Raw genomic sequence first — 22312 nt, 5'->3', positions numbered from 1 at the left:
TAAATTGCAGCATCTTTAATTAACCTGAATTTGCTTTTAAAATGTATAGACAAATTCGCAAAAAACTAAAAAAATGAAAAGAGAAAACATCTTAACCGGATCGCCGTGGGAAGACAAAATGGGATATTGCCGTGCCGTAAGAATTGGCAATATTGTTGAAGTTTCTGGAACTGTAGCCATTGTTGACGGTGAAAAAGTAAAAGCTGATGACGCTTATGCTCAAACCTATAACATTCTGGAGCGAGTTGAAAAAGTTTTAGAAGATTTAAATGTGGGGATGAAAGATGTGATTAGAACTAGAATTTTTACTACCAATGTTTCTACTTTTGAAGAAGTGGCAAGAGCACACTCTGCTTTCTTTAAAGATATAAAACCAACAACAGGATTTTATGAAATCAGTAAACTGGTTGCTCCAGAATATTTGGTTGAAATAGAATTTACTGCTGTTGTTCAGTAATTTTTTATAGCCACGAATTCACGAATTTTCATTATTTTTTTTCTTTTGCCAGAGATTAATGGATTTAAAATATTTTTTTATCTTTTAATTCGTGAAAATTCGTGAAATTCGTGGCAAACTTTTAGAATTCATTAATGACTTCCTTAAATCCAAAACATTTTCTGCTTTCTCTTCCAAAATGGATTCTTATCTGTGTCTTAATAGGCATACTTTCAGGTTCTGCATCTGCTTTCTTTTTAGTTTCTTTAGAATGGGTGACACAATTTAGAATTCAGCATAACTGGATTATATGGCTTTTGCCTTTCGGCGGATTTCTGGTGGGATTGAGTTATTATTATTGGGGAGAATCAGTTGCAAAAGGAAACAATCTTTTATTGGAAGAATACGAAAATCCTAAAAAAGTTATTCCGTTTAAAATGGCTCCTTTAGTACTTTTAGGAACATTATTAACACATTTATTTGGAGGATCTGCAGGACGAGAAGGAACTGCGGTACAAATGGGAGGCGCAATTGCCGATCAGTTTACAAAATTCTTCAAACTTGATAATTCAGAACGAAAAATTCTGATTATTCTCGGAATCAGTGCAGGTTTCGCTTCTGTTTTTGGAACTCCTCTTGCGGGAGCTATTTTTGCTTTAGAAGTTTTATACTTCAGTAAAATTAATTTTAAAAGCATTTTACTTTCTTTTTTAGTGGCTTATGCGGCCTATTTTACTGTAGAATTCTGGGAAATAAAACATACACATTACAGTATCCCTGTTGTTGCAGAACTTAGTTTAAACAATATTATTTTCACTTTAATTGTTGGAGTTTTATCAGGATTTGCAGCATTATTATTTTCTAAAAGCACACATTTTTGGGGTTCACTTTTTTCGAAAAACATTAAATATCCTCCGCTTCGTCCTGTAATTGGTGGAGTCGTTTTGGCTATTGCCATTGCTGGTTTCGGATTTACAAAATTCTCTGGATTAGGAGTTCCTGTAATTGTCGATTCTTTTTCGAATCCAAACCAATGGTATGATTTTCTGCTAAAAATTTTATTTACCGGATTCACATTAGGAGCTGGTTTTAAAGGAGGCGAAGTAACGCCGCTATTTTTTGTCGGTGCGACTTTAGGAAGTACTTTATCGACCGTAATTCCAATGCCGATTGCGCTTTTAGCAGGAATCGGATTTGTTGCTGTTTTCTCGGGTGCAACCCACACTCCTATTGCCTGTACGATTATGGGAATGGAATTATTCGGAATTGCTCCTGGAATTTTCATCGCAATTGCCTGTACAATTGCTTATTTTTCTTCTGGTTCTGTCGGAATTTACAAATCACAGATTGTAAAAGGGGCTAAATATAAATTATACCAAAGGTTAAATTCCAATTTTTAAAATCTCAAATTCCAAACTGTGATGAAAACTGAGAACTGCAACTGAACACTAAAAACTGACCACTGACTACTGTAACTGGTCACTAAAATTATTTTCAGCATTACATTAAAAAAATGTAAATTCGCACACTATGAAAATACAAGATATTCAAGCGATTCAATTATTACTCGCCACCCCAAAGAAAATTGTCATCATTCCGCACAGAGGACCAGATGGCGATGCAATGGGATCAACGTTAGGTTTATACCATTTTTTAATTAAAAACAATCATCAGGCAACAGTAATTGCTCCGAATGATTTTCCTAATTTTTTAGCTTGGCTTCCAGGATCTGAAACCGTAAAAATATTCGAAAAAGAAACCGAAATCTGTACACAGATTTTAGAAGAAGCTGAAATCATTTTCACACTTGATTTTAATGCTTTTCACCGTACAGGCGAAATGGAGCATACTTTAGCAAAGCTAAAAGCGACTTTCATTATGATCGATCATCATCAAAAACCTGATGATTATGCTACCTATACCTATTCAGACACTTCATACGGATCTACTTGCGAGATGGTCTATAACTTTATCACTTTCTTAAATAAAAAAGAAGATATTGACAAAACCATTGCAACTTGCATTTACACAGGTATTTTAACCGATTCTGGTTCTTTCCGTTTTCCTGGCACAACAGGAAATACACATAGAATTATAGCTGAATTAATTGATTTAGGAGTTGAAAACACTCAGATTCCTGTATTACTTTTTGACAATAGCTCTTTCAGCAGATTACAATTATTAGGACGTGCTTTGCAGAACATGAAGATCCTTGAAAATCATAAAACTTCATATACGACGTTAACACAAGAAGAGTTAGATTCTTTTAATTATGTTAAAGGTGATACCGAAGGAATTGTTAATTATGGCTTAAGTATAAAAGATATTGTTTTTACTGCTATTTTTATCGAAAATAAAGACGAAGGGATTATCAAGATTTCATTCCGTTCGCAGGGAGGCTTTGATGTAAATCAGTTTGCTCGAGATCATTTCAACGGTGGCGGACATAGTAATGCAGCTGGCGGAAGATCTGAAGTTTCGATGCAAGAAACAGTTAATAAATTTGAAGATTTAGTAAAAAAACTAAAATTATAGTCCAAATCATGAACTACCTAAAACTTAGCATTTACACTTTGCTTTTTACAGTTTTGTTAAGCAGCTGTAAGCATCATGAAGAAGCCAGAAGACCCATTTCTAGTGCTTCGGGAACATTCATGAAAAAATCGGCTGACCGAAACAAAAAATTAGTGGCAAACGAAGAAGATGTCATTAAGAAAATAATCAAAAGCAATCCGAAAGTAAAATATTATGCTACTCCAAAAGGCTATTGGTTTTATTATGACGAAAGAAATACAAATGAAACTGCAGCTCCAAGAAAAGGAGATATTGCTTACTTTAATATGGAAGTAAAAGATATAAAAGGCAATGTCATTTATTCTGAATCAGATCTTGGTCCTCAAACTTACTATGTAGACAAACAAGACATTATGATGGGGCTTCGCGACGGAATAAAAAGAATGCATAAAAACGAAACTGTTACGTTTTTATTTCCATCGCATATGGCTTATGGGTATCACGGAGATAATAAAAAAATTGGCACAAACGAATCTCTAATCGTTACAGTAACGCTTAGAAATTTTGTTCCAGATCCTACGGCACAAACAGCAAAACCAGCTGCTCAGCCATCAGCCGTAACGCCAAAACCTGCAGTTGCAAAACCTGTAGCGCCAGCTAAAAAAGATACATTACATTAACTCAATAAAAACAACATCTTAAAATGAAAAAGAGTATTTTATTATTACTAATAGCCGTAGGCTCATTTTATTCTTGTAAAGATGACCACAGTAATCTTCCTGATGGTTTATATGCCGATATCGAAACAAACAAAGGTCACATCATTGTAGAGCTTGATTACAAAAAAGCACCTATTACAGTGGCTAACTTTGTGACTTTAGCTGAAGGTAAAAACGAGTTTGTAACGCACGAACAATTAAAAAAGAAACCTTTTTTTGACGGTTTAAAATTCCACCGAGTAATTGAAAGTTTCATGATTCAAAGTGGTGATCCATTAGGAACTGGTTCTGGAGATACTGGATATAAATTTAAAGATGAATTTTCAGATTTAAAATTTGACAAAGCTGGAGTTTTAGCAATGGCAAATAACGGACCTGGAACAAACAGCAGCCAGTTTTTTATCACTCACGTAGAAACTCCTTGGTTAGACAACCTACATACTATTTTCGGTCATGTGGTAAGCGCAAAAGATCAAGAAGTAGTAAACAAAGTTGTTCAAGGAGACAATATCGTTGCTGTAACTATTATTAGAAATGGTGAAGCAGCGAAAAAATTTGATGCTGCAAAAGTATTCCACGACTATTTTGCTGACATTGCAAAAGAACAACAAAAATATGCTGGAGCTCAAAAAGAAAAAGTAGATTATTACGCTTCTCTAAAACCAAAAGCAACTAAAACTACAAGCGGTTTAGAATATGTAATTACAGAAAAAGGAGGTGGCAAGAAACCTGCTATTGGAAGTCAAATTTACATTCACTACGCTGGTTTCCTTGAAAACGGAACTTTATTTGACACTAGCATTGAAGAAGTGGCAAAACCATTCGGGAAATTTGATCCTGCAAGAGCAGCGCAAAACGGCTACCAACCAATTCAATTTCAAGCTGGTAAAAAAGATGGTTTAATTCCTGGTTTTATTGAAGGAGTTGAGCAATTGTCTTATGGAGACAAAGCAGTTCTTTTTATTCCATCGCACTTAGCTTATGGAGCAACTGGTGCTGGAGGTGTAATTCCGCCAAACGCTAATATTATTTTCGAAATCCAGATTTCAGACAAACAGTAATTGAATTAAAGACTTAAAATTTTAAAAGCAATGAAATTTAAATTTCTATTTTTATTTTGCTTAGCAATAGTAAATATACAAGCTCAAACTAAAAAGCCTGCTACAAAACCAGCAGCGAAACCTACAACTACAGCAGCTGCTGCGGCAAATCCTGGCGACGGGATTTTCGCTACAATTTCTACTACAAAAGGAGACATTGTTCTTTCTTTAGAGTATGTAAAAGCACCTGTTACAGTAGCAAACTTTATTACTTTGGCAGAAGGTACAAATCCTAACGTTAAAGCATCTCTTAAAGGAAAACCATTTTACAACGGATTAAAATTCCATAGAGTAATTAACGATTTCATGATTCAGGGTGGTGATCCAGAAGGAAATGGTTCTGGAGGTCCAGGATATTCTTTTAAAGATGAATTTGTAGACGATTTAAAATTCGAAAAAGGCGGGGTTCTTGCTATGGCAAATTCTGGTCCGGCAACAAACGGAAGCCAGTTTTTCATTACACACAAAGATACTCCTTGGTTAAACGGAAAACACACTATTTTTGGCCACGTAGTGTCTGGAATGGATAATGTAAATAAAATAGTTCAAGACGATGTAATGACAAAAATTGTTATTACACGCAAAGGTGCTGCTGCAAAGAAATTTGATGCTCTAAAAGTTTTAAGCGATGATGTAAAAAAAGAAGCGGCTAAAAAAGAAGAAGCAAAAAAAGTAATAACTGCAAAAGCAGCTTATTTTAAAGACTTAAAAGCAAAAGCAACTGCAACAGCTTCTGGTTTAAAATATGTAATCACTCAAAAAGGTACTGGCGTTAAAGGTGCTGAAGGTTCTAACATCTATTTTCACTACGCTGGGTATTTTGAAGACGGAAACTTATTTGACAGCAGCATGGCTCCAGTAGCAAAAGCATATGGAAAATATGATGCCAATAGAGATGCGCAAGGCGGATACAAAACGTTTCCTTTTACAGTTGGTAAAAAAGAGGGAATGATTCCTGGTTTTCTTGAAGCTCTTGATATGATGACAGACGGAGAAAAAGCGACTTTCTTTTTACCTTCAAATTTAGCGTATGGCGAAAAAGGTGCTGGCGGAGTGATTCCTCCAAATGCTACTTTGATTTTTGAAATTGAAACGTATCAAAACCAGCCTAAGTAATTAGAAAAGAGAAGATTTATTCTTTATAGATATAAAAAGCCATCAGAATTATTCTTGATGGCTTTTCTATTTTTCACTCTTTAACTTTTTAAAGAATTCTTATTTTAAGCCTTTAAAAATCAATTCTGTTACAATTAAATCATTATTTTCAACATAGTACAAGAGAATCCTAAACAAAATAGCTTACCTTTGCCGGCTTAATTTTTTTAAAACAGATAATTTATGACGTCGCAAAATAGTGTATTAAAGGGTGTTTTTCTTGTTGCTTTGGGAGCAACTACTTACGGAATGTTGGCTACTTTTGTAAAAATGGCCTATTCTGAAGGATACACAACTGCAGAAGTAACGACCTCACAGTTTATATACGGAATTCTAGGTATTCTTGCAATCAATCTTTTTCAGCGTATTAAAAACAAAAACAAACCTGCCGTAAAAGCATCTCGTAAAAATGTTTTCAATTTAATGTTAGCTGGAACTTCTTTAGGAATGACAAGCTTATTTTATTATTTGGCGGTAAAATATATTCCTGTGTCTATCGGAATCGTTTTGTTGATGCAAACGGTCTGGATGGGTGTTTTGCTTGAAATGATTTTAGAAAAAAAACTGCCTTCAAAACAAAAGGTCATTGCGGTATTAATAGTGCTTTTTGGAACTGTTTTAGCCACCAATATTATCAATAACGATATCGAATTAGACTGGAGAGGTTTAGTTTGGGGAATGCTTGCTGCTGCTTCTTTTACTACAACTATGTTTACTGCCAATAGTGTAGCAACCGAAATTTCATCTGCTCAAAGAAGTCTTTATATGCTTTTAGGAGGTGCTGTTATTGTATTTTCGTTTGCTTTTGCAACACAGGTTACGGCGTTTAATATGGAAATCTTCCTTAAATGGGGAATTGTATTATCCTTATTTGGTACCATAATTCCGCCACTTTTAATGACTGCAGGTTTTCCGTTAACTGGAATTGGACTAGGAAGTATTGTTTCTGCCCTAGAACTGCCAGTTTCTGTAATGATGGCGTATGTTTTATTAAACGAAAAAGTAATCTTTTCTCAATGGGTCGGCATTGTATTGATTATTCTGGCCATAATTATTATGAATGTAAATTTCAAGTCAAAAAAATAGCCCAAAATACATACTTTCAAAAAAAGAAGTCTTGTAATGCAATAATTGTTAATTTTTTTATAAATTCGTGATAAACAATTAAATATCATGATTTTACCTTGGCATTTATATTTAATGGCTTTCCTTTATATTCTTGCTGGTCTAAATCATTTTAGAAAACCTGGAATGTACATAAAAATCATTCCGCCCGCATTTAAAAACCCCAAATTAATAAATATTTTAAGTGGTGCTTCTGAGATTATTCTAGGCATCTTTCTAATCCTGCCTTTTACAACACAAATTGCCGCCTGGGGAATTATAATGCTATTAATTGCTATTTTTCCTGCCAATTTGTATATGTTTCAAAATAAAAAAGCAGGATTTGGTTTACCATTATGGATTTTATTTGTACGTTTGCCCTTACAAATTGTTTTAATTTATTGGGCTTACCAATATACATTCTAACATTAACCATTTAAATTATTTTATTATGAAAAAATTATTTGCAGAGTTCTTTGGAACTTATTGGCTTGTTTTTGGTGGATGCGGAAGCGCAATTTTTGCAGCGGGAATTCCAAATTTAGGAATCGGATTTGCTGGTGTTGCGCTTGCTTTTGGTTTAACGGTACTTACAATGGCCTATGCTGTTGGCCATATTTCTGGTGGTCATTTTAATCCCGCTGTTTCTTTTGGTTTGTGGGCTGGCGAAAGATTCTCAGCAAAAGATCTTATTCCGTACATCATTGCACAATGTGTTGGAGCTGTTGCAGCAGCAGGCACTTTATACACAATAGCTTCTGGAAAAGCTGGTTTTGCAATTGACAGTACAAAAGCTGGAGCCTTTGCATCTAATGGTTTTGGAGCTTTTTCTCCTGATGGCTATTCCTTACAGTCTGCTTTCATTGCAGAATTTGTACTTACATTATTCTTTTTATTAGTGATTTTAGGAGCAACTGATAAATTTGCAAATGGCAGATTTGCAGGAATCGCAATCGGTTTGGCGTTAACTTTAATACACTTAATCAGTATTCCGATTACGAATACTTCTGTAAATCCAGCGAGATCTTTATCTCAAGCCATTTTTGTTGGCGGAGAGCCATTATCACAGGTTTGGCTGTTTTGGGTTGCCCCTATTCTTGGTGCATTAGCCGCAGGTTTTCTTTATAAAACACTGCTTCAAAATCACGCAGAAGCATAATAACTGAAAAAAGAAATCAAAACATCATCAAAAAAATAAAAATATGGAATTTTTATATTTCTTACTTATAGGTGCCATTTCTGGATGGCTAGCGGGTCAAATCTGGAAAGGTGCCGGATTTGGTTTAATTGGCAATATTATTGTCGGAATCATAGGCGGATTTATCGGAGGATGGATTGCTGGAAAACTTGGCATTGGAGGCGGCGGCCTTCTGTGGCAGATTCTGATTGCTGTAGCAGGTGCGTGGGTTTTATTATTTATAATCAGCCTCATCAAAAAATAATATCCTAAATAATAATTTCTAAAGAGAAAATCAGATATATTTATATTTGGTTTTCTCTTTTTTATTGGAATAAAACCGAAAGAAATCTTTAATTAATTCAAATATTTATGCATCATGAATGACATTATTAATTATTTTTCTACGATTCCTTCTTCGCACAGAAGTTTGATTTTGGTTGGCGGTATTACTATTTTCTGGCTAATTGAAAACAGTTTTCCTTTGTTTAAAATGCAATATAAAAAATGGCCTCATGCAGGTATCAATTTCTTTTTTACCTTCACTACAATTGTTGTCAATTTTATTCTTGCATTTATTTTAATACGGACTGCCGCTTGGACAATCGAACATAATTTTGGAATTCTGCAATGGCTTCCAAAAATGCCTATCTGGCTATATACTATAATTGGCTTACTGCTTCTGGACTTAATAGGAGCTTATTTAGCTCATTTGGTAGAACACAAAGTAAAAATTCTTTGGCAGTTTCATCTGGTGCACCATACCGACACTTGGATCGATACCACAACTGCCAATAGACATCATCCTGGAGAAAGTGTAGTCCGTTTTATTTTTACCACTTTAGGCGTTTTAATTATCGGGACTCCCATGTGGATGGTTTTTCTTTATCAATCATTATCAGTTGTTGCTTCACAATTTAACCACGCCAATATTTCGCTGCCAGAAAAATTGGATCTATTCTTAAGTTATTTTATTGTTTCGCCTAATATGCATAAAGTGCATCATCATTATGTGCTGCCTTATACAGACAGCAATTATGGCAATATTTTTTCTGTTTGGGACAGGCTTTTTAAAACCTTTACCTACTTACCTAAAGATCAACTTATATATGGTGTAGACACTCATATGCAGTCTGAAGAAAACAATGAATTGAAGAATCTGTTAAAAATTCCATTTCAAAAATCACGATCCTTCAAAAACAGTTAAAATCATTAAAAAAATTGAACTTTACTGAACCAACTTATTATTTTTTTTTTTAATATTGATACAGAAATTGAAAATCAATCTATTAATAATTAACACCCTATTTTGAATTAATTTTCACGAGATGAAAAAGAGTAGCCGCAAAGAATTAACTCCGGAACAAATCGAAAGACTTGTTTCGTTAGCTTTAGAAGAAAGAAATCCATTTGAAATTATAAAGAAAGAATTTGGATTGGCAGAAAAAGAAGTCCTGGACATCATGAAAAAGAAAATGCCTCTTGAAAAATTTGAGATGTGGAAAAAGAAGGCAATTGCAAATAAACCAAAACCAAAACCCGTTAAAATAGATGATTTTGATGAAGATTTGGACGGAAAATATTATATCAAGAATAAATTAGACTAAAATAAAGCTCCTGTTTTTCAGGAGTTTTTTTTTATCTGTAAATATAATGTGATTTTTTAGTAACTTTTCGGTACTTTTTGTGTCAAATACTATAACTAAACATATAAAAATGAAAAAAATACTTTACACCTTAGCTCTAGCGGTAACTTTTTGGAGCTGTAAAACAGGTAGCACTGGAGCCGCGAAAAGCAATATAGTTGAAGTTAATATCAATTTAACCGATGTTAAAGACGATAAGGTCTTGGTAACCGTTACGCCACCAGCCATTAAGACTGATGAAATTACCTACAGTATTCCTAAAACCGTTCCTGGTACTTATTCAACAGATAATTATGGAAAATATTCAGAAGATTTTAAAGCTTTTGATGCTAAAGGAAATGCTCTTACTGTAAAAAGATTAGGTGATAATTCTTGGTCTATCTCAAACGCAAAGACACTAAAAAGAATTACTTATCTGGTAAACGATACTTTCGATACAGAAAAAGGAACTGGATTTGGAAATGACGATGTTTTTTCTCCAGCAGGAACAAACATCGATGCAGGAAAAAATTTCATGGTTAACACTCATGGTTTTGTAGGGTATTTTCAAGATAAATTAGACGTTCCGTACAAAGTTACGATCACACATCCTGAAACACTTTGGGGAGCTACTTCTATGACAGATCAAGATGCAAGCAATACTTCTGATGTGTTTACCACTTCTCGTTATGCTATTTTGGTAGAAAACCCAATTATGTATTCTAAACCTGATTACACTACTTTTAATGTAAACGGAATGGACATCTTAATTGCTGTGTACTCTCCTACCGGAAAATATACTGCCGAGAGCATTACTCCAGAGATGAAAACTATGATGACCGCACAGAAAAACTTTTTAGGAAAAGTAAATTCTACTAAAAAATATACTGTTTTGGTATACCTTTCAAGCATGGCTAAAGACGATGCTCACGGTTTTGGAGCTTTAGAACACCCAACCGCTACAACTGTAGTTTTACCAGAATCAATGCCAAAAGAAAAATTGGTAGAAACACTAAAAGATGTAGTTTCTCACGAATTCTTCCACATTGTGACGCCATTAACTATTCACTCAAAAGAAATTCAGTATTTTGATTACAATGCACCAAAAATGTCTGAACATTTATGGATGTACGAAGGTGTAACAGAATATTTTGCTAATTTATTCCAAATTAATCAAGGTTTAATTGACGAAGCTGAATTCTATACGCGTATTGCAGACAAGATTGCACAATCTAAACAGTTAGATGATACAATGTCGTTTACTGTAATGAGTAAAAATGTATTGGATCAGCCTTATAAAGATCAATATTTAAATGTATACCAAAAAGGTGCTTTAATTGGTATGTGTATCGACATTATCATTAGAGAAAAAAGCAATGGAGAAAGAGGAATTTTGGATTTAATGCATAAATTATCTGATGAATATGGTGTTGAAAAACCTTTTAATGACGATGAATTATTCGCAAAAATCACTTCTTTGACTTATCCTGAAGTTGGTGACTTTTTAAATAAATACGTTGCTGGAACTACTCCAATTCCTTACGATTTTTATCTAGCAAAAGTTGGTGTTACAAAAGCAAACGAGAAAAAAGCTGGAAATCCGTTCATTAAAAGACAAACTCCTTACATTACTATTGATAAAGCAACAAAAGAAATCGCGGTTCGTCCGGAATCAGAGTCAACTGCATTCTTTAAAAACCTAAACTTAAAAGGTGGCGATAAAATTTTAGCTGTAAACAATAAATCATACAACCTAGATAACATTTATGATTTAATTACAGAAAGTGAAAACTGGAAAGAAAATGATCCTATTACACTTAAAGTAAAACGTGGAACTAAAGAAGAAACCATAAAAGGAACTGTAAAACTACCATTTGAAGAAACAGAAACTTTTAAAGCTACAGATGCTTCAAAAGAGAAACTTAAAAATGCATGGTTAAAAGGATAATTTCTTTTTAAAGACATAAAAAAAAACCGACAAGTGATTGTCGGTTTTTTTTGTTTGTCATCCTGAGGAACGAAGGATCACACTCGTAAATCGCCAAAGATTGTCCGACATACTTTGCGGAGTTTCTTGTGTGATCCTTCGTTCCTCAGGATGACAAAAAAATACGTTATTTTTTCACTGGAAATTTCCAATCAAACTCATCTTTACTATTGATGATTGCTCCAATTTCAAACTTTACAACCTCATCAAATTCTGTTTGAAGGATAAACCAGTTGTCTTCGTTGAAGTAATTTTCAAAAGTATCAAATGTTTCTTGATTGAATTTTGTGATTCCTTTTGCAGCAAAATCTTTCTTTACGTCAGCAATTTTTCTTCCGATTAATTTGAATCCGAAAACTTCTAAATCATTGCTTGATGCTACTAAATAACCTAATTTCAAATCTTCTTCCTGATAAAATGTCAATCTGATTTTGTGTGCATTATAAACAAAAATCACATTGTCGTCTTCGTCTTTATAGTTTTTATCAGGTTTTCCTAAAGCTGCTGTTACATCATTCTGCTTCATTCCGAAAAGCAGTTTCTCTATTCCTGATTTTAAATTGATCTTCATATCGATTGTCTTTATTTGAAGTGCAAATTTCGTGAAGTTTTTTGTTGTTTTGCCACGAATTGCACAAATTTTCACTAATTAAAAATATTACCGTTGTCAGGCTGAGCGTAGTCGAAGCCCTATCTGAGCTAGAAAGCCCTTCGACTTCGCTCTGGGTGACAAATGCAAAACTAATTTTGATACTGCTTCTTATTCGGCTTACTGCTCATATAAAACGTAATCTTTCCGCCATTGATAACATCGGCATGTTTTAAAAATGGTTTTTCCAATTGTTTTCCGTTAAGGAGAACTTTACTCACAAATACATTCTTATCAGATTGGTTTACGGTTTCCACTTCAAAAGTTTTTCCATTTTCTAAATTTACAATAGCATTTTTCATCAACGGACTTCCTAGTGCATACTCGTCAGAACCTGGAGCAACTGGATAAAATCCTAAACTGCTAAAAATATACCACGCACTCATTTGTCCAAAATCGTCATTTCCTCCTAAACCGTCAGCGCCATTTCGGTACATTTTTTTCAAGATCATTCTAATTTTATCTTGCGATTTCCATGGAGAATCTGTCCAATTGTATAAATAAACTACGTGATGAGAAGGCTCGTTTCCGTGAACATAATTCCCGATTATTCCATCTCTTGTAATATCTTCGGTATTTTCAAAATATTTGTCTGGAAGATGCATATTGAACAGAGAATCTAAACGAACTTTAAATTTCTCGTTTCCACCCATCAATTTAATCATATCAGCAGGATCTTGCGGAACGTATAAGCTGTAATTCCAAGAATTTCCTTCAATAAAACCTTGCCCATGCGTATCTAGCGGATCAAACTCTTTTTTGAATGTTCCGTCATTCAATTTCGGACGCATGAAACCCGTTTTCTCATCGTAGACATTTTTATAGTTTTTCGATCTAGTAATGAATTCATTATAAATATCTGTTTTTCCTAATTTCTTAGCTGCTTGTGCAATTGCCCAATCGTCATAAGCATATTCTAAAGTTTTAGAAACCGAAGCACCGTTTTTATCTTCTGGAACATACCCTTTATTCATGTAAAATTCCAAACCATCGTAATACGGCACTTTTGCGGTATTTACACAAGCTTGAAGCGCTTTTTCGGCATCAAAACTAATATTTCCTTTTACAATTGCATCTGCCACAACCGAAACCGAATGATATCCAATCATACACCAGTTTTCATTGGCATAATGCGACCAAATTGGAAGCATTTTATGAACACTTTGATCTGAATGTGCCAACATAGAACTTACCATATCGGCATTTCTTTTGGGCTGCACAATATTGAATAACGGATGCAAAGCACGATACGTATCCCAAAGTGAATAACTGGTATAATTGGTAAAATTCTCCGCTTTATGCACATTCATATCTAGACCTTTATAATTTTTATCTAAATCCATGTATTCTGTTGGTCCCAAAAATGCATGATACATTGCGGTATAAAAATTAACCAAATCTTCTTTTTGAATGGTTTCTACTTGAACTTTATTCAATTCGTTATTCCAAACCTCCTGACTTTGTTTTTTTACTTTTTCGAAATCCCAATCTGGAACTTCTTTTTTCATATTTTCTAATGCACCAGCAGAACTTACAGGAGAAAGTGCCATTTTGATTTTGATTTTCTCGCCTTCATTCGTATCAAAATCAAAAAATAATTTTAGGTTCTGACCTGCCATTTCTGGAAAGTTTTTCGTTTGATCGAATCTTCCCCAAAAACCTCTATAAACGCTTTTTTCCTGAGCAGCTTGTCCGTAACTTTTAATTGGTTTATTGAAAGACATTGCAAAATAAACCGTTCTAGTTCTCGCCCATCCGTTTGTTTGGCGATATCCGGTTATTAAAGTATCGTTTTCTACACGAACAAATGTCCAAACATTCTTTTTATCGTAGTTGTAAATTCCTGAAGTCAGATCTAAAATGATATGTGCTTCATTAGATTTTGGAAAAGTATATTGATGCATTCCCACGCGCGTTGTCGCTGTCAATTCTGCTTTTATTTTATGATCTTCGAGAAAAACGCTGTAATAAGCAGGTTCTGCTTTTTCTGTCGAATGTGAAAATGCAGATCTATAACCAGACAACGGTTTTGATGCTACACCAGGATTCAATTGCAGTTTGCCAGTTGTTGGCATAATTAAGAAATCACCTAAATCGGAATGTCCAGTTCCGCTGAAATGGGTGTGACTGAAACCTACAATCGTTTTATCTTCATACTGATAACCAGCACAGTATTTATAAACTTCTCCGTTGTATTTTCCATTTAAACTGTAAGCAATGGTATCTGTTTCTGGGCTTAATTGCACGCTCCCAAAAGGAACTGTTGCGCCTGGATAGGTATGTCCCATTTTTGCTGTTCCAATCATTGGATCAACATATTGAATTAAATTTCGTTTTTCTCCTGCCTTCTTCTGTCCTATCATATTATTAGTAGAAAGTACCAAAACCAATACTCCCAGAAGAAAATTACTGCAATTTGTTTTAATCATTTTTATTGTTTTTCTTAGAAATCCTCTTTGTTTTTTTAGTATTGAAAAGTACAACAAAATCTATTTTTAAAAAACATAAATTTAGCAGGACTCAAAAGGTTTAAATATCTTTGATGTACTAAAAATATACAGTAAACATGAAAAAATATATTGTATTTCTACTTTCCTTTTATTCGACATTTGTTTTTTCTCAAAAAGTAGAAAGCTATAAATTGACCAAACAAGAAATCTCAGAAAGAGAGCTTGAAAACGTTACTGCTTTTCCTATTTATAAAGCATTTGAATTTAGTGATAAAGGAGGTGTTTACGAATTGGTTTTGGGCGAAAATCAGAAAACAGTTTCTAAAAAAGACACTTTAAATACCAAAATACAAGCCATTTGCGTAGTCAATGATCACGGCGGATTTCTAGAAAAATGGCGAATTAATGATTTGCTTGAAAATACTATTCCGAAAGAAACAAACATTTGGTTCTGGACAAAATATTGCAGTACAAAAGATATTGATGGCGACGGTTATATTGAACCTATTATTGTTTATGGAACTCGCAATGAAGATGGCTATATAAGACGCGTAAAAATTATTACGGTTTATAAAAACAAAAAATATGTGATCCGCGCGGTTGAATGTGATTTAGATGATTGCAGAAGTTTTGAAAAAGATCAAAATTGGAATACGCTTCCGCAGAAAATAAAAACGTATATCAATCAGTTGACTGAAAAAATGAGAAAAGAACAGGATTTGCTTTTGAAAAATGGATAGCTTTAATGGTGAATTGTAAATTGTTAATGATTGATGTTGATTCTTAATTAATAATTAATAATTAACAATTCACCACTAACAATTATCTACTCGTTCATTTCATCGTAACGTTCCGGAACTTGTGGGTCGTAAAGCGGACATTTGAATTCTTCCATAATATCTACTAGTTTATTCATGGTTTTTCCTTCTGTTCCGTAGCAGTCAATTTTTATGCTTTGGGGTGTAGTAACAACTTGAAATGCACCTTTTCCTTTTGAGTTTTTCCAGCTGTTTTCATCCACTCTTTCCCATTCAGAAAAGACTGAATTTATTCTGTTTACGATTACTTCCACTTGAAGTTCAGCCAGACCTTCCACTTCTTGTTTTTCAACAAGAGCTTCATAAACTTCCTGATTGTTCAGGTAGATTTCATCTAGATATTTCCAAAAAAGTAATTCGTACATAGTTAAATATTTTTAAACCATATAAGTGATATAAGAAAGTATAAACTTTTCTGAGTGAAATTGAAAACTGTCAAATCAAAATAAGGCTTCGACTTCGCTCAGCCTGACAATCAAATCTGTCAGTTTAAAATGAACTTATATCACTTATACGGTTAATTTATTTTAATAATTGAATGTTCCGTATTCGCTTGTGATTGTAAGCTTTTTAGAATCAGATGCTTCTACTCTACCTACAATTTGCGCATCAACATTGAATGATTTCGAAATTTCGATAATATCTTGTGCAATACTTTCTGGAACGTAAAGCTCCATTCTGTGACCGCAGTTAAAAACCTGATACATTTCTTTCCAATCTGTTTTTGATTGTTCTTGAATTAATTTGAACAATGGTGGCACTGGAAATAAATTGTCTTTTATAACGTGTAAATCTTTTACAAAATGTAAAATTTTAGTTTGCGCTCCTCCACTGCAATGCACCATTCCGTGAATATCATTTGGAGTATATTTATCTAAAATTTTCTTGATAATTGGCGCGTAGGTTCTAGTTGGAGAAAGCACTAACTGCCCAGCATTGATTGGGCTGTTTTCAACTTCATCTGTTAAATTAACCTGTCCAGAATAAATTAATTCTTCTGGAACTGCTGCATCGTAGCTTTCTGGATATTTTTTAGCCAAATATTTTCCAAAAACGTCATGACGTGCAGAAGTTAATCCGTTACTTCCCATTCCGCCATTATAGCTTTTCTCATAAGTAGCTTGTCCGAAAGAAGCCAAACCAACAATTACGTCTCCTGCTTTAATATTTGCGTTGTCTACAACATCGCTGCGTTTCATACGAGCTGTTACGGTAGAGTCTACAATAATAGTACGAACTACATCTCCAACATCGGCAGTTTCTCCTCCTGTTGAATGAATGGTAACTCCGAAAGATTTTAATTCGTTGATTAATTCTTCTGTTCCGTTAATGATTGCAGAAATTACTTCAGCTGGAATCAGGTTTTTATTTCTTCCAATAGTTGAAGAAAGCAAAATATTATCTGTTGCACCAACACACAATAAATCGTCAATATTCATGATTAGGGCATCTTGAGCGATTCCTTTCCAAACCGAAAGATCTCCAGTTTCTTTCCAGTACATGTATGCCAAAGACGACTTTGTACCTGCTCCGTCAGCATGCATAATAAGGCAATGCTCATTGTCCTGAGTTAAATAATCAGGAACAATTTTACAGAATGCTTGCGGAAATAAACCTTTGTCAATATTTTTTATAGCGTTATGTACGTCTTCTTTTGATGCCGAAACACCTCTTTGTGCATATCTTTTGCTAGAATCTGAACTCATGAAAATTAGTTTGTGTTGATGTGCAGCAAAGATAATCCCTTTTTTTAATTCTTTGCCTTATTCGATTATTTGATTGATAAAAAAATCGGCAGAATTATATATTCTGCCGATCTCCTGAAATAAAATTGGTTATTAAAGGTTGGTTTATTATTTCTTATTCCCAATCTGGCATTGAGGTTCCTGTGAACAATAATGTCCTTACATTATCAGTGGTATTTTTAACTAATGCTTTATAAATCTTTTTTTCTGATATACCATCATTAGAGGTATTTACAAAAATAACTTCGGCTTCATTTGGAGAATATCGAACATCATAATCATTTGTTCCTACAATTTTATCGAGTAAAATTGGTGTAGAAGTTCCTGTGGTAAAACTATATTCATAAATTCTTAAATCAAGCTGACGATAATTTGCATTTTCGTATCCTGAAACATCCCAAGAATATACTATTTTTTGTCCTGTAATCGAAAAATTCAAGCCGTTAAAAGCTCCAGCTTGCCCAGAAATAACATTTGCTATTACAGTGCCTGACATATTAATAACATAAATCTCAACATTATATCCATTTGCATCATTTACTTTCAACACAATTTTTGATTCATCAGCACTCCAATCGCATTCAGAAATAAATTTACCGTTTGGCGTTTGAAATATTTTGGTCAAACCACTTCCATCATTATTAATTTTATACAGCTTATCAAAATTTGGATAAATTAATGCACTTCCTGAAGCATTCCATGAATATCCAACATAATCTGAATTAAATCCAGCTATAGATACTGAACTAGTGATTTTTTTTGCTCCTGTACCATCAAAATTCATGGTGTAAATATCGTTTCTTGAGCCATTTGTGGCTATATAAGCAATTTTTTTAACTTGATTATTTCTTCGAGGGCGCCACGAATTTTTATCTGAGCCAGTTAATTGATATTGTTTTCCAGTATCATCAGCTGTAAAAATCACATTATTATCATTAATCCCTTTTACGAATAGTTGCCTTGTTGCTGGAAAATTAAGAGTTGAGAAAGCGCTAATTGCGCTCAATATAGGAGTATTAACTCCATCGGTGACTTCAACTTGCCAATAGTATTTTATACCATATACAAGATCCGTCAGTGAAAGTTTTTTCTCCTTTATGGCTTCAAAAGTTTTTACTTCTGCATTACTGTCATTTCTAAGAGTGACCTTAAAGGTAAGTGCGTCATTATCTGGATCGGTAGCCGTCCAGGTTAAGTCTAAAGAAACAGCCTGACCTGTACTGTTATCTACTGGACTAACCAAAACAGGAACTGTTGGAGGCTTATTGTTTGCTGTTGCTTTTTTGAGTTCAAAAACAACTTCTGAGGTCGTATTTTTAGTTACGGTAACAGCTTCAAATTTTGCGACATATCCATCTTTTTGAGCTTGAACTGAATATTCTCCTACTTTCACATTAGAAAGTGTAAACTTCCCCTCTGCATCTGTAAACACGGTACTCGTGGCTGGACTAGAAAGTATTTTCACATTTTCCATTGGCTCAAAAGTATCACCAGAAACAACTTTCCCTGTGATTGTACCATAATCATTAAGTTGTTCCCCTATTTTTTCTTCACTGCATGAAACCAAAAACAATAAAAAAAGTACACTGGCAATTTGGTATAAATACTTCATTTTTGATTTGTTTTTAAATTTAACTTCAACGTTATAATTTCTGATAATTAACTATTCAAATTATTTTTTCTTTTTTCCAAAGTAAAAAGTTAGCCCTAGACCAAATTTGTAATAGTAATCATCTCGGGTTCCTGCAACAATATAATCGACATTATCACTGAAATTAATATTTTGTTCAGCAAATAATTTTATACCTATCTGATCTGATGCCATATATTCTAAGCCTGCACCATATTGAAATTTACCGTAGGTATTTTCAAATTTCCGATTCATTCCATATCCTCCTCCTCCATATAAAAATGGCGTAAGGCGATCTTTAGGAAGAATGATCCATTCCATATTAAGATCGTAGGTAATATACCCGACATCTAGTAAATTTTTGTTGGCGAGGTTTACAACATTGGTAGAAGCGCTTACTGTAAAACTTGGAGAAATCATCCATTTTAAAGCTCCGCGCCCGAAGGGTCTTAAAAGAGGATCGCGATAATCTCCATCCATTAAAGTAGCACCGCCAGAAAGTTCTATGGCAAATTTGCTTCTTCTGTTTTCAAGCACTCTATCATATAAACCCGTTACATCGGCAGTTTTGGTTTCTTCGGCGTAAGCTTTCAGTAAATTATCAACTTCCCATTTTGGAGCATCAGCTTCCCAGACATTATCTTTTATTCCTTCCAAAACCAAAGATTCAACAGCCTTTTCTATAGCTTCTGTAACAGCCATATGTACTGGTTCATTAGTAGTGTATCCCGTTTCTACTTCGAGAAGTCTTTTAAAATTGACATATCTAAAAAGGCTCTCATCAATTGCTTGCGACAAAATCGTTTTTGATATATAAACTGATTTTAGAATTTTTCCGTTTGAAGTCGAAATCATTCTCAAATAAATTGTTACACGGTCTTGACGGTATTTTACAGATGCTCCGGCACCAAAATATCTTGCACCAAATCCGCCCGTGATAATATTAGAATCATACGAAACAATACCTCCTTCCAACAGCACTCCAGCATATAATAGAGGTGTTAATTGCGGTTCATTCGGATTTGCATCTTTTATATATTCCTGACGAGTTGCACGAATTAGATTTCGTTCTTGCAATAAGTTTCCAATATTTTCACGCTCAATTGGTATAAACCATTTAGAATCTTCCAGCGCTTTTATCAATATAGAAGTGGCTCCCTGTGTCACAGCAGTACTAAAACTGCTTCCGTTTTCCTGAGGTTTGTATTGTCCAGTCTGGTCTCTAAATTTATAGACACCAACGACGACTTGTTCTTTGGGTTTTGGCAGATCTTTTAATAATGACGTAGCGGGCGTACCTTCTCCCAAAACAGCTTTTTGAACTCCAGTGGGTTGGTTATAATAAGCGCCGCAGCCAGTAAGAAGTAACCCAAATACAATAAATAGGTAGTAATGGATTCGCATGTTATTGATTTGGGATGATTACTTGTGTTTGTTCTCCTGTATTGGTATCTAAAATATTTAGAGTAAGACCATCTGATGACGGAAATACATCGACCGAATAACTCCCAAAAGTATAAGAGCCTTCTTTGATGCCATCTGTACCAAATTGCTGTTTATAAAGTTGACTGGAAATCTGATTTAATAATTGAGCATTTAAATTGGCTTTAAACTTCTCTAAATCAGTTTGTGTAGGAGTGACAGCTGTTTTATCTTTCTGCTTGTTTTGAGCTTCAGCACTGCTTAAAAGCCATTGATAGTTAAACGTATCGCCACCAAATGCAGGGTTTACAGGTTTGTAAACAAAAGCCTGAGCATTTACAGATGGAGATAAAAGCAGACACAATATTAAGGTTGCTATAAGTTTCATGTCTTTGATAAATAAATTAATACTGAGTGAAATATTTGCGTTCTTTTTCTTTTTCTTTCAAATAAGTAAAGGTTGTGTTTACAGCTTCTTCTGCAGCCGCTTCTAAATATTCGTCGTCTGGCCTAACCAAAAAATCATAAATGACCTCATTATCTATAGTGATAGATATCGCTGTATTTCTGGCAAAACTATATTCTTCACCTATGGTTACTATTTTCTTAGCATTTATTCCAATCGCATTATATTTATAGTAATATTTGTCATAGAAATCTTTACCCATTTTCGTTTTGGTGTCGTCAGTAATAATGCCACGTAATTCAAAACCTTCATCAGGGATTATTACAACTGGCTCATCTTTTTTTTTTCTTCACCCAAAACCACACGATCTTTTGCTATTATTTGTTTATCTTCATCATAAAACAAAAGCATAATAATTACCTCATCAGTATCAAGCAGATTTATCTGCGATGTAGATAATTTTTGTTTTTCGTTTGGCTGTAAGGTAAAAACACCAACCTGTTCATTCTTAGACTGATTACTATTACTATCATTATTTTTTATCACAGACAATCTATAGGCGGCACTCCTGATTACATCTGTCATGTTTTCAGCTGTACCGGTTATTTTTACATTGCCCTCTATTTTTTCAATTTCTATTTTTGCTTTTATCTTATCTTGAGGAACTTGTCCATAAAAAATTATAGAAAAAAATAAAAATAGAATCGTGATATGTCTGTTAAAAAAATACATGTTGCTATTTATAATTTATTTATAAGAATTATTGAAGCTCCATTTCCTGTTTGTGTAATTTTCATATTCTTTGACAAGGAATTGGTTCCAATATTTTGAATATTTTGATTGTCGCCTTTTTGAACAATCTGCATATTTATATCGTAATTTGTTTTGAATGTATAATCAAAAAGTCGGTTATTATCTCCTTGCTGAATAACACTTTGCGTAATAGAGTTTGCACTTTTATCTAACTGCACATCATTTCTATCTCCATTTTGCTTAACAGAAACTTTTAAGTCATTAGATTTCAAAGCTGCATTCACTTTGTTTAAATCGCCAATCTGCTGTATCTGTATTCCAGATTGGAGGTTTTGATTTAAATCCTTTTGAGCTTTTTTATCCAAGCCAGAAACTATACTCATTGCCATTTCTTTAGAATTAAAAACGGATGAACTATAGTTTTTAAACTCAGAATTATCTTCTTTCTGCTGGGCATAAAGCCCTGAGGAGATAAGGAGTAAAACAATATTTAAAATGAAAATTTTCATTTTTATTTTTTTTTAGATTTATTTTTTAAAATCGAAATTAAATGAGATAGCCTAGTTAATAGATAAAGGCTATCTCATTTTATTATATTCTTCTTCTCAAGAGAATTATAAAT

General features: G+C 33.7%; 24 protein-coding genes. 14 read left to right on the top strand and 10 right to left on the bottom strand.

Translation table 11 applies throughout. The annotated features are described in order from the left end of the window. The first annotated feature begins 73 nt into the window (after window positions 1-73). The 13 genes from BSF41_RS12905 (at window position 74) to BSF41_RS12845 (ending at window position 11778) form a co-directional block, all read left to right on the top strand. The gene (locus BSF41_RS12905; RefSeq protein ID WP_095929905.1) at window positions 74-457 is read left to right on the top strand and encodes a RidA family protein; all 384 of its coding nucleotides are present in this window, start codon (window positions 74-76) and stop codon (window positions 455-457) included. Window positions 458-591: 134 nt separating this feature from the next. Continuing rightward, the gene (locus BSF41_RS12900) at window positions 592-1836 is read left to right on the top strand and encodes a voltage-gated chloride channel family protein (RefSeq protein WP_095929904.1); all 1245 of its coding nucleotides are present in this window, start codon (window positions 592-594) and stop codon (window positions 1834-1836) included. A gap of 130 nt (window positions 1837-1966) precedes the next feature. Next, window positions 1967-2971, top strand: a complete 1005-nt coding sequence (locus BSF41_RS12895) for a bifunctional oligoribonuclease/PAP phosphatase NrnA (protein ID WP_095929903.1) — start codon at window positions 1967-1969, stop codon at window positions 2969-2971. 8 nt (window positions 2972-2979) lie between these two features. Beyond that, window positions 2980-3630: a gliding motility-associated peptidyl-prolyl isomerase GldI gene (gldI, locus tag BSF41_RS12890; protein WP_095929902.1), complete on the top strand. Its 651-nt coding sequence runs from the start codon at window positions 2980-2982 to the stop codon at window positions 3628-3630. A 23-nt stretch (window positions 3631-3653) separates the two neighbouring features. After that, the gene (locus BSF41_RS12885; RefSeq protein WP_095929901.1) at window positions 3654-4730 is read left to right on the top strand and encodes a peptidylprolyl isomerase; all 1077 of its coding nucleotides are present in this window, start codon (window positions 3654-3656) and stop codon (window positions 4728-4730) included. A 30-nt stretch (window positions 4731-4760) separates the two neighbouring features. Beyond that, complete coding sequence (locus BSF41_RS12880) at window positions 4761-5885, top strand: peptidylprolyl isomerase (protein ID WP_095929900.1); 1125 nt, start codon at window positions 4761-4763, stop codon at window positions 5883-5885. Between the two features lie 222 nt (window positions 5886-6107). Further along, window positions 6108-7010 (top strand): DMT family transporter, encoded by a 903-nt coding sequence (locus tag BSF41_RS12875; RefSeq protein ID WP_095929899.1) that lies wholly within the window; start codon window positions 6108-6110, stop codon window positions 7008-7010. An 87-nt stretch (window positions 7011-7097) separates the two neighbouring features. Continuing rightward, complete coding sequence (locus BSF41_RS12870; protein WP_095929898.1) at window positions 7098-7454, top strand: DoxX family membrane protein; 357 nt, start codon at window positions 7098-7100, stop codon at window positions 7452-7454. Window positions 7455-7479: 25 nt separating this feature from the next. Then, window positions 7480-8187 carry an aquaporin Z gene (gene aqpZ, locus BSF41_RS12865; protein WP_095929897.1) on the top strand — a complete coding sequence of 236 codons (708 nt, stop codon included), beginning with the start codon at window positions 7480-7482 and terminating at the stop codon, window positions 8185-8187. 43 nt (window positions 8188-8230) lie between these two features. Continuing rightward, complete coding sequence (locus tag BSF41_RS12860; protein WP_095929896.1) at window positions 8231-8470, top strand: GlsB/YeaQ/YmgE family stress response membrane protein; 240 nt, start codon at window positions 8231-8233, stop codon at window positions 8468-8470. Between the two features lie 114 nt (window positions 8471-8584). After that, window positions 8585-9412 (top strand): sterol desaturase family protein, encoded by an 828-nt coding sequence (locus BSF41_RS12855; RefSeq protein WP_095929895.1) that lies wholly within the window; start codon window positions 8585-8587, stop codon window positions 9410-9412. A gap of 121 nt (window positions 9413-9533) precedes the next feature. Continuing rightward, complete coding sequence (locus BSF41_RS12850; RefSeq protein WP_095929894.1) at window positions 9534-9812, top strand: DUF2805 domain-containing protein; 279 nt, start codon at window positions 9534-9536, stop codon at window positions 9810-9812. 109 nt (window positions 9813-9921) lie between these two features. Continuing rightward, window positions 9922-11778, top strand: coding sequence for a peptidase M61 (locus BSF41_RS12845; RefSeq protein WP_095929893.1), 1857 nt, complete (start codon window positions 9922-9924; stop codon window positions 11776-11778). A gap of 166 nt (window positions 11779-11944) precedes the next feature. Here the strand turns inward: BSF41_RS12845 and BSF41_RS12840 are convergent, their stop codons facing one another. Then, complete coding sequence (locus BSF41_RS12840) at window positions 11945-12388, bottom strand: hypothetical protein (RefSeq protein WP_095929892.1); 444 nt, start codon at window positions 12386-12388, stop codon at window positions 11945-11947. A 170-nt stretch (window positions 12389-12558) separates the two neighbouring features. Next, a complete protein-coding gene (locus tag BSF41_RS12835; RefSeq protein ID WP_095929989.1) occupies window positions 12559-14895 on the bottom strand; it encodes a GH92 family glycosyl hydrolase in 2337 nt (778 codons plus the stop codon). A 137-nt stretch (window positions 14896-15032) separates the two neighbouring features. On the opposite strand from BSF41_RS12835, the gene BSF41_RS12830 reads away from it, so the two are divergent. Beyond that, on the top strand, window positions 15033-15656 hold the full coding sequence (locus tag BSF41_RS12830; protein WP_095929891.1) for a M949_RS01915 family surface polysaccharide biosynthesis protein: 624 nt from the start codon (window positions 15033-15035) through the stop codon (window positions 15654-15656). An 86-nt stretch (window positions 15657-15742) separates the two neighbouring features. Here the strand turns inward: BSF41_RS12830 and BSF41_RS12825 are convergent, their stop codons facing one another. The 8 genes from BSF41_RS12825 to BSF41_RS12790 all read right to left on the bottom strand — a co-directional run bounded on the left by BSF41_RS12825 (window position 15743) and on the right by BSF41_RS12790 (window position 22199). After that, window positions 15743-16099 carry a hypothetical protein gene (locus BSF41_RS12825; RefSeq protein ID WP_095929890.1) on the bottom strand — a complete coding sequence of 119 codons (357 nt, stop codon included), beginning with the start codon at window positions 16097-16099 and terminating at the stop codon, window positions 15743-15745. Between the two features lie 162 nt (window positions 16100-16261). After that, window positions 16262-17440 (bottom strand): AIR synthase related protein, encoded by a 1179-nt coding sequence (locus BSF41_RS12820; protein WP_095929889.1) that lies wholly within the window; start codon window positions 17438-17440, stop codon window positions 16262-16264. A gap of 154 nt (window positions 17441-17594) precedes the next feature. Continuing rightward, window positions 17595-19091: a carboxypeptidase regulatory-like domain-containing protein gene (locus BSF41_RS12815; protein ID WP_095929888.1), complete on the bottom strand. Its 1497-nt coding sequence runs from the start codon at window positions 19089-19091 to the stop codon at window positions 17595-17597. Window positions 19092-19151: 60 nt separating this feature from the next. Beyond that, complete coding sequence (locus tag BSF41_RS12810) at window positions 19152-20513, bottom strand: CsgG/HfaB family protein (RefSeq protein ID WP_095929887.1); 1362 nt, start codon at window positions 20511-20513, stop codon at window positions 19152-19154. Window position 20514: 1 nt separating this feature from the next. Further along, window positions 20515-20919, bottom strand: a complete 405-nt coding sequence (locus tag BSF41_RS12805) for a curli production assembly/transport component CsgF (RefSeq protein WP_095929886.1) — start codon at window positions 20917-20919, stop codon at window positions 20515-20517. A gap of 16 nt (window positions 20920-20935) precedes the next feature. Then, the gene (locus BSF41_RS12800; RefSeq protein ID WP_256385525.1) at window positions 20936-21223 is read right to left on the bottom strand and encodes a CsgE family curli-type amyloid fiber assembly protein; all 288 of its coding nucleotides are present in this window, start codon (window positions 21221-21223) and stop codon (window positions 20936-20938) included. 35 nt (window positions 21224-21258) lie between these two features. Next, the gene (gene csgH / locus BSF41_RS12795) at window positions 21259-21669 is read right to left on the bottom strand and encodes a curli-like amyloid fiber formation chaperone CsgH (protein WP_095929884.1); all 411 of its coding nucleotides are present in this window, start codon (window positions 21667-21669) and stop codon (window positions 21259-21261) included. An 8-nt stretch (window positions 21670-21677) separates the two neighbouring features. Beyond that, a complete protein-coding gene (locus BSF41_RS12790; RefSeq protein WP_095929883.1) occupies window positions 21678-22199 on the bottom strand; it encodes a hypothetical protein in 522 nt (173 codons plus the stop codon). Window positions 22200-22312: the final 113 nt, after the last annotated feature.

Origin of the sequence: Flavobacterium sp. ACN2 (genome assembly GCF_002303885.1) — a bacterium.
Classification (GTDB): Bacteria; Bacteroidota; Bacteroidia; order Flavobacteriales; family Flavobacteriaceae; genus Flavobacterium.
Note: the sequence above shows the minus strand (reverse complement) of the source record. Positions and strands in the feature narration are given on the sequence as shown.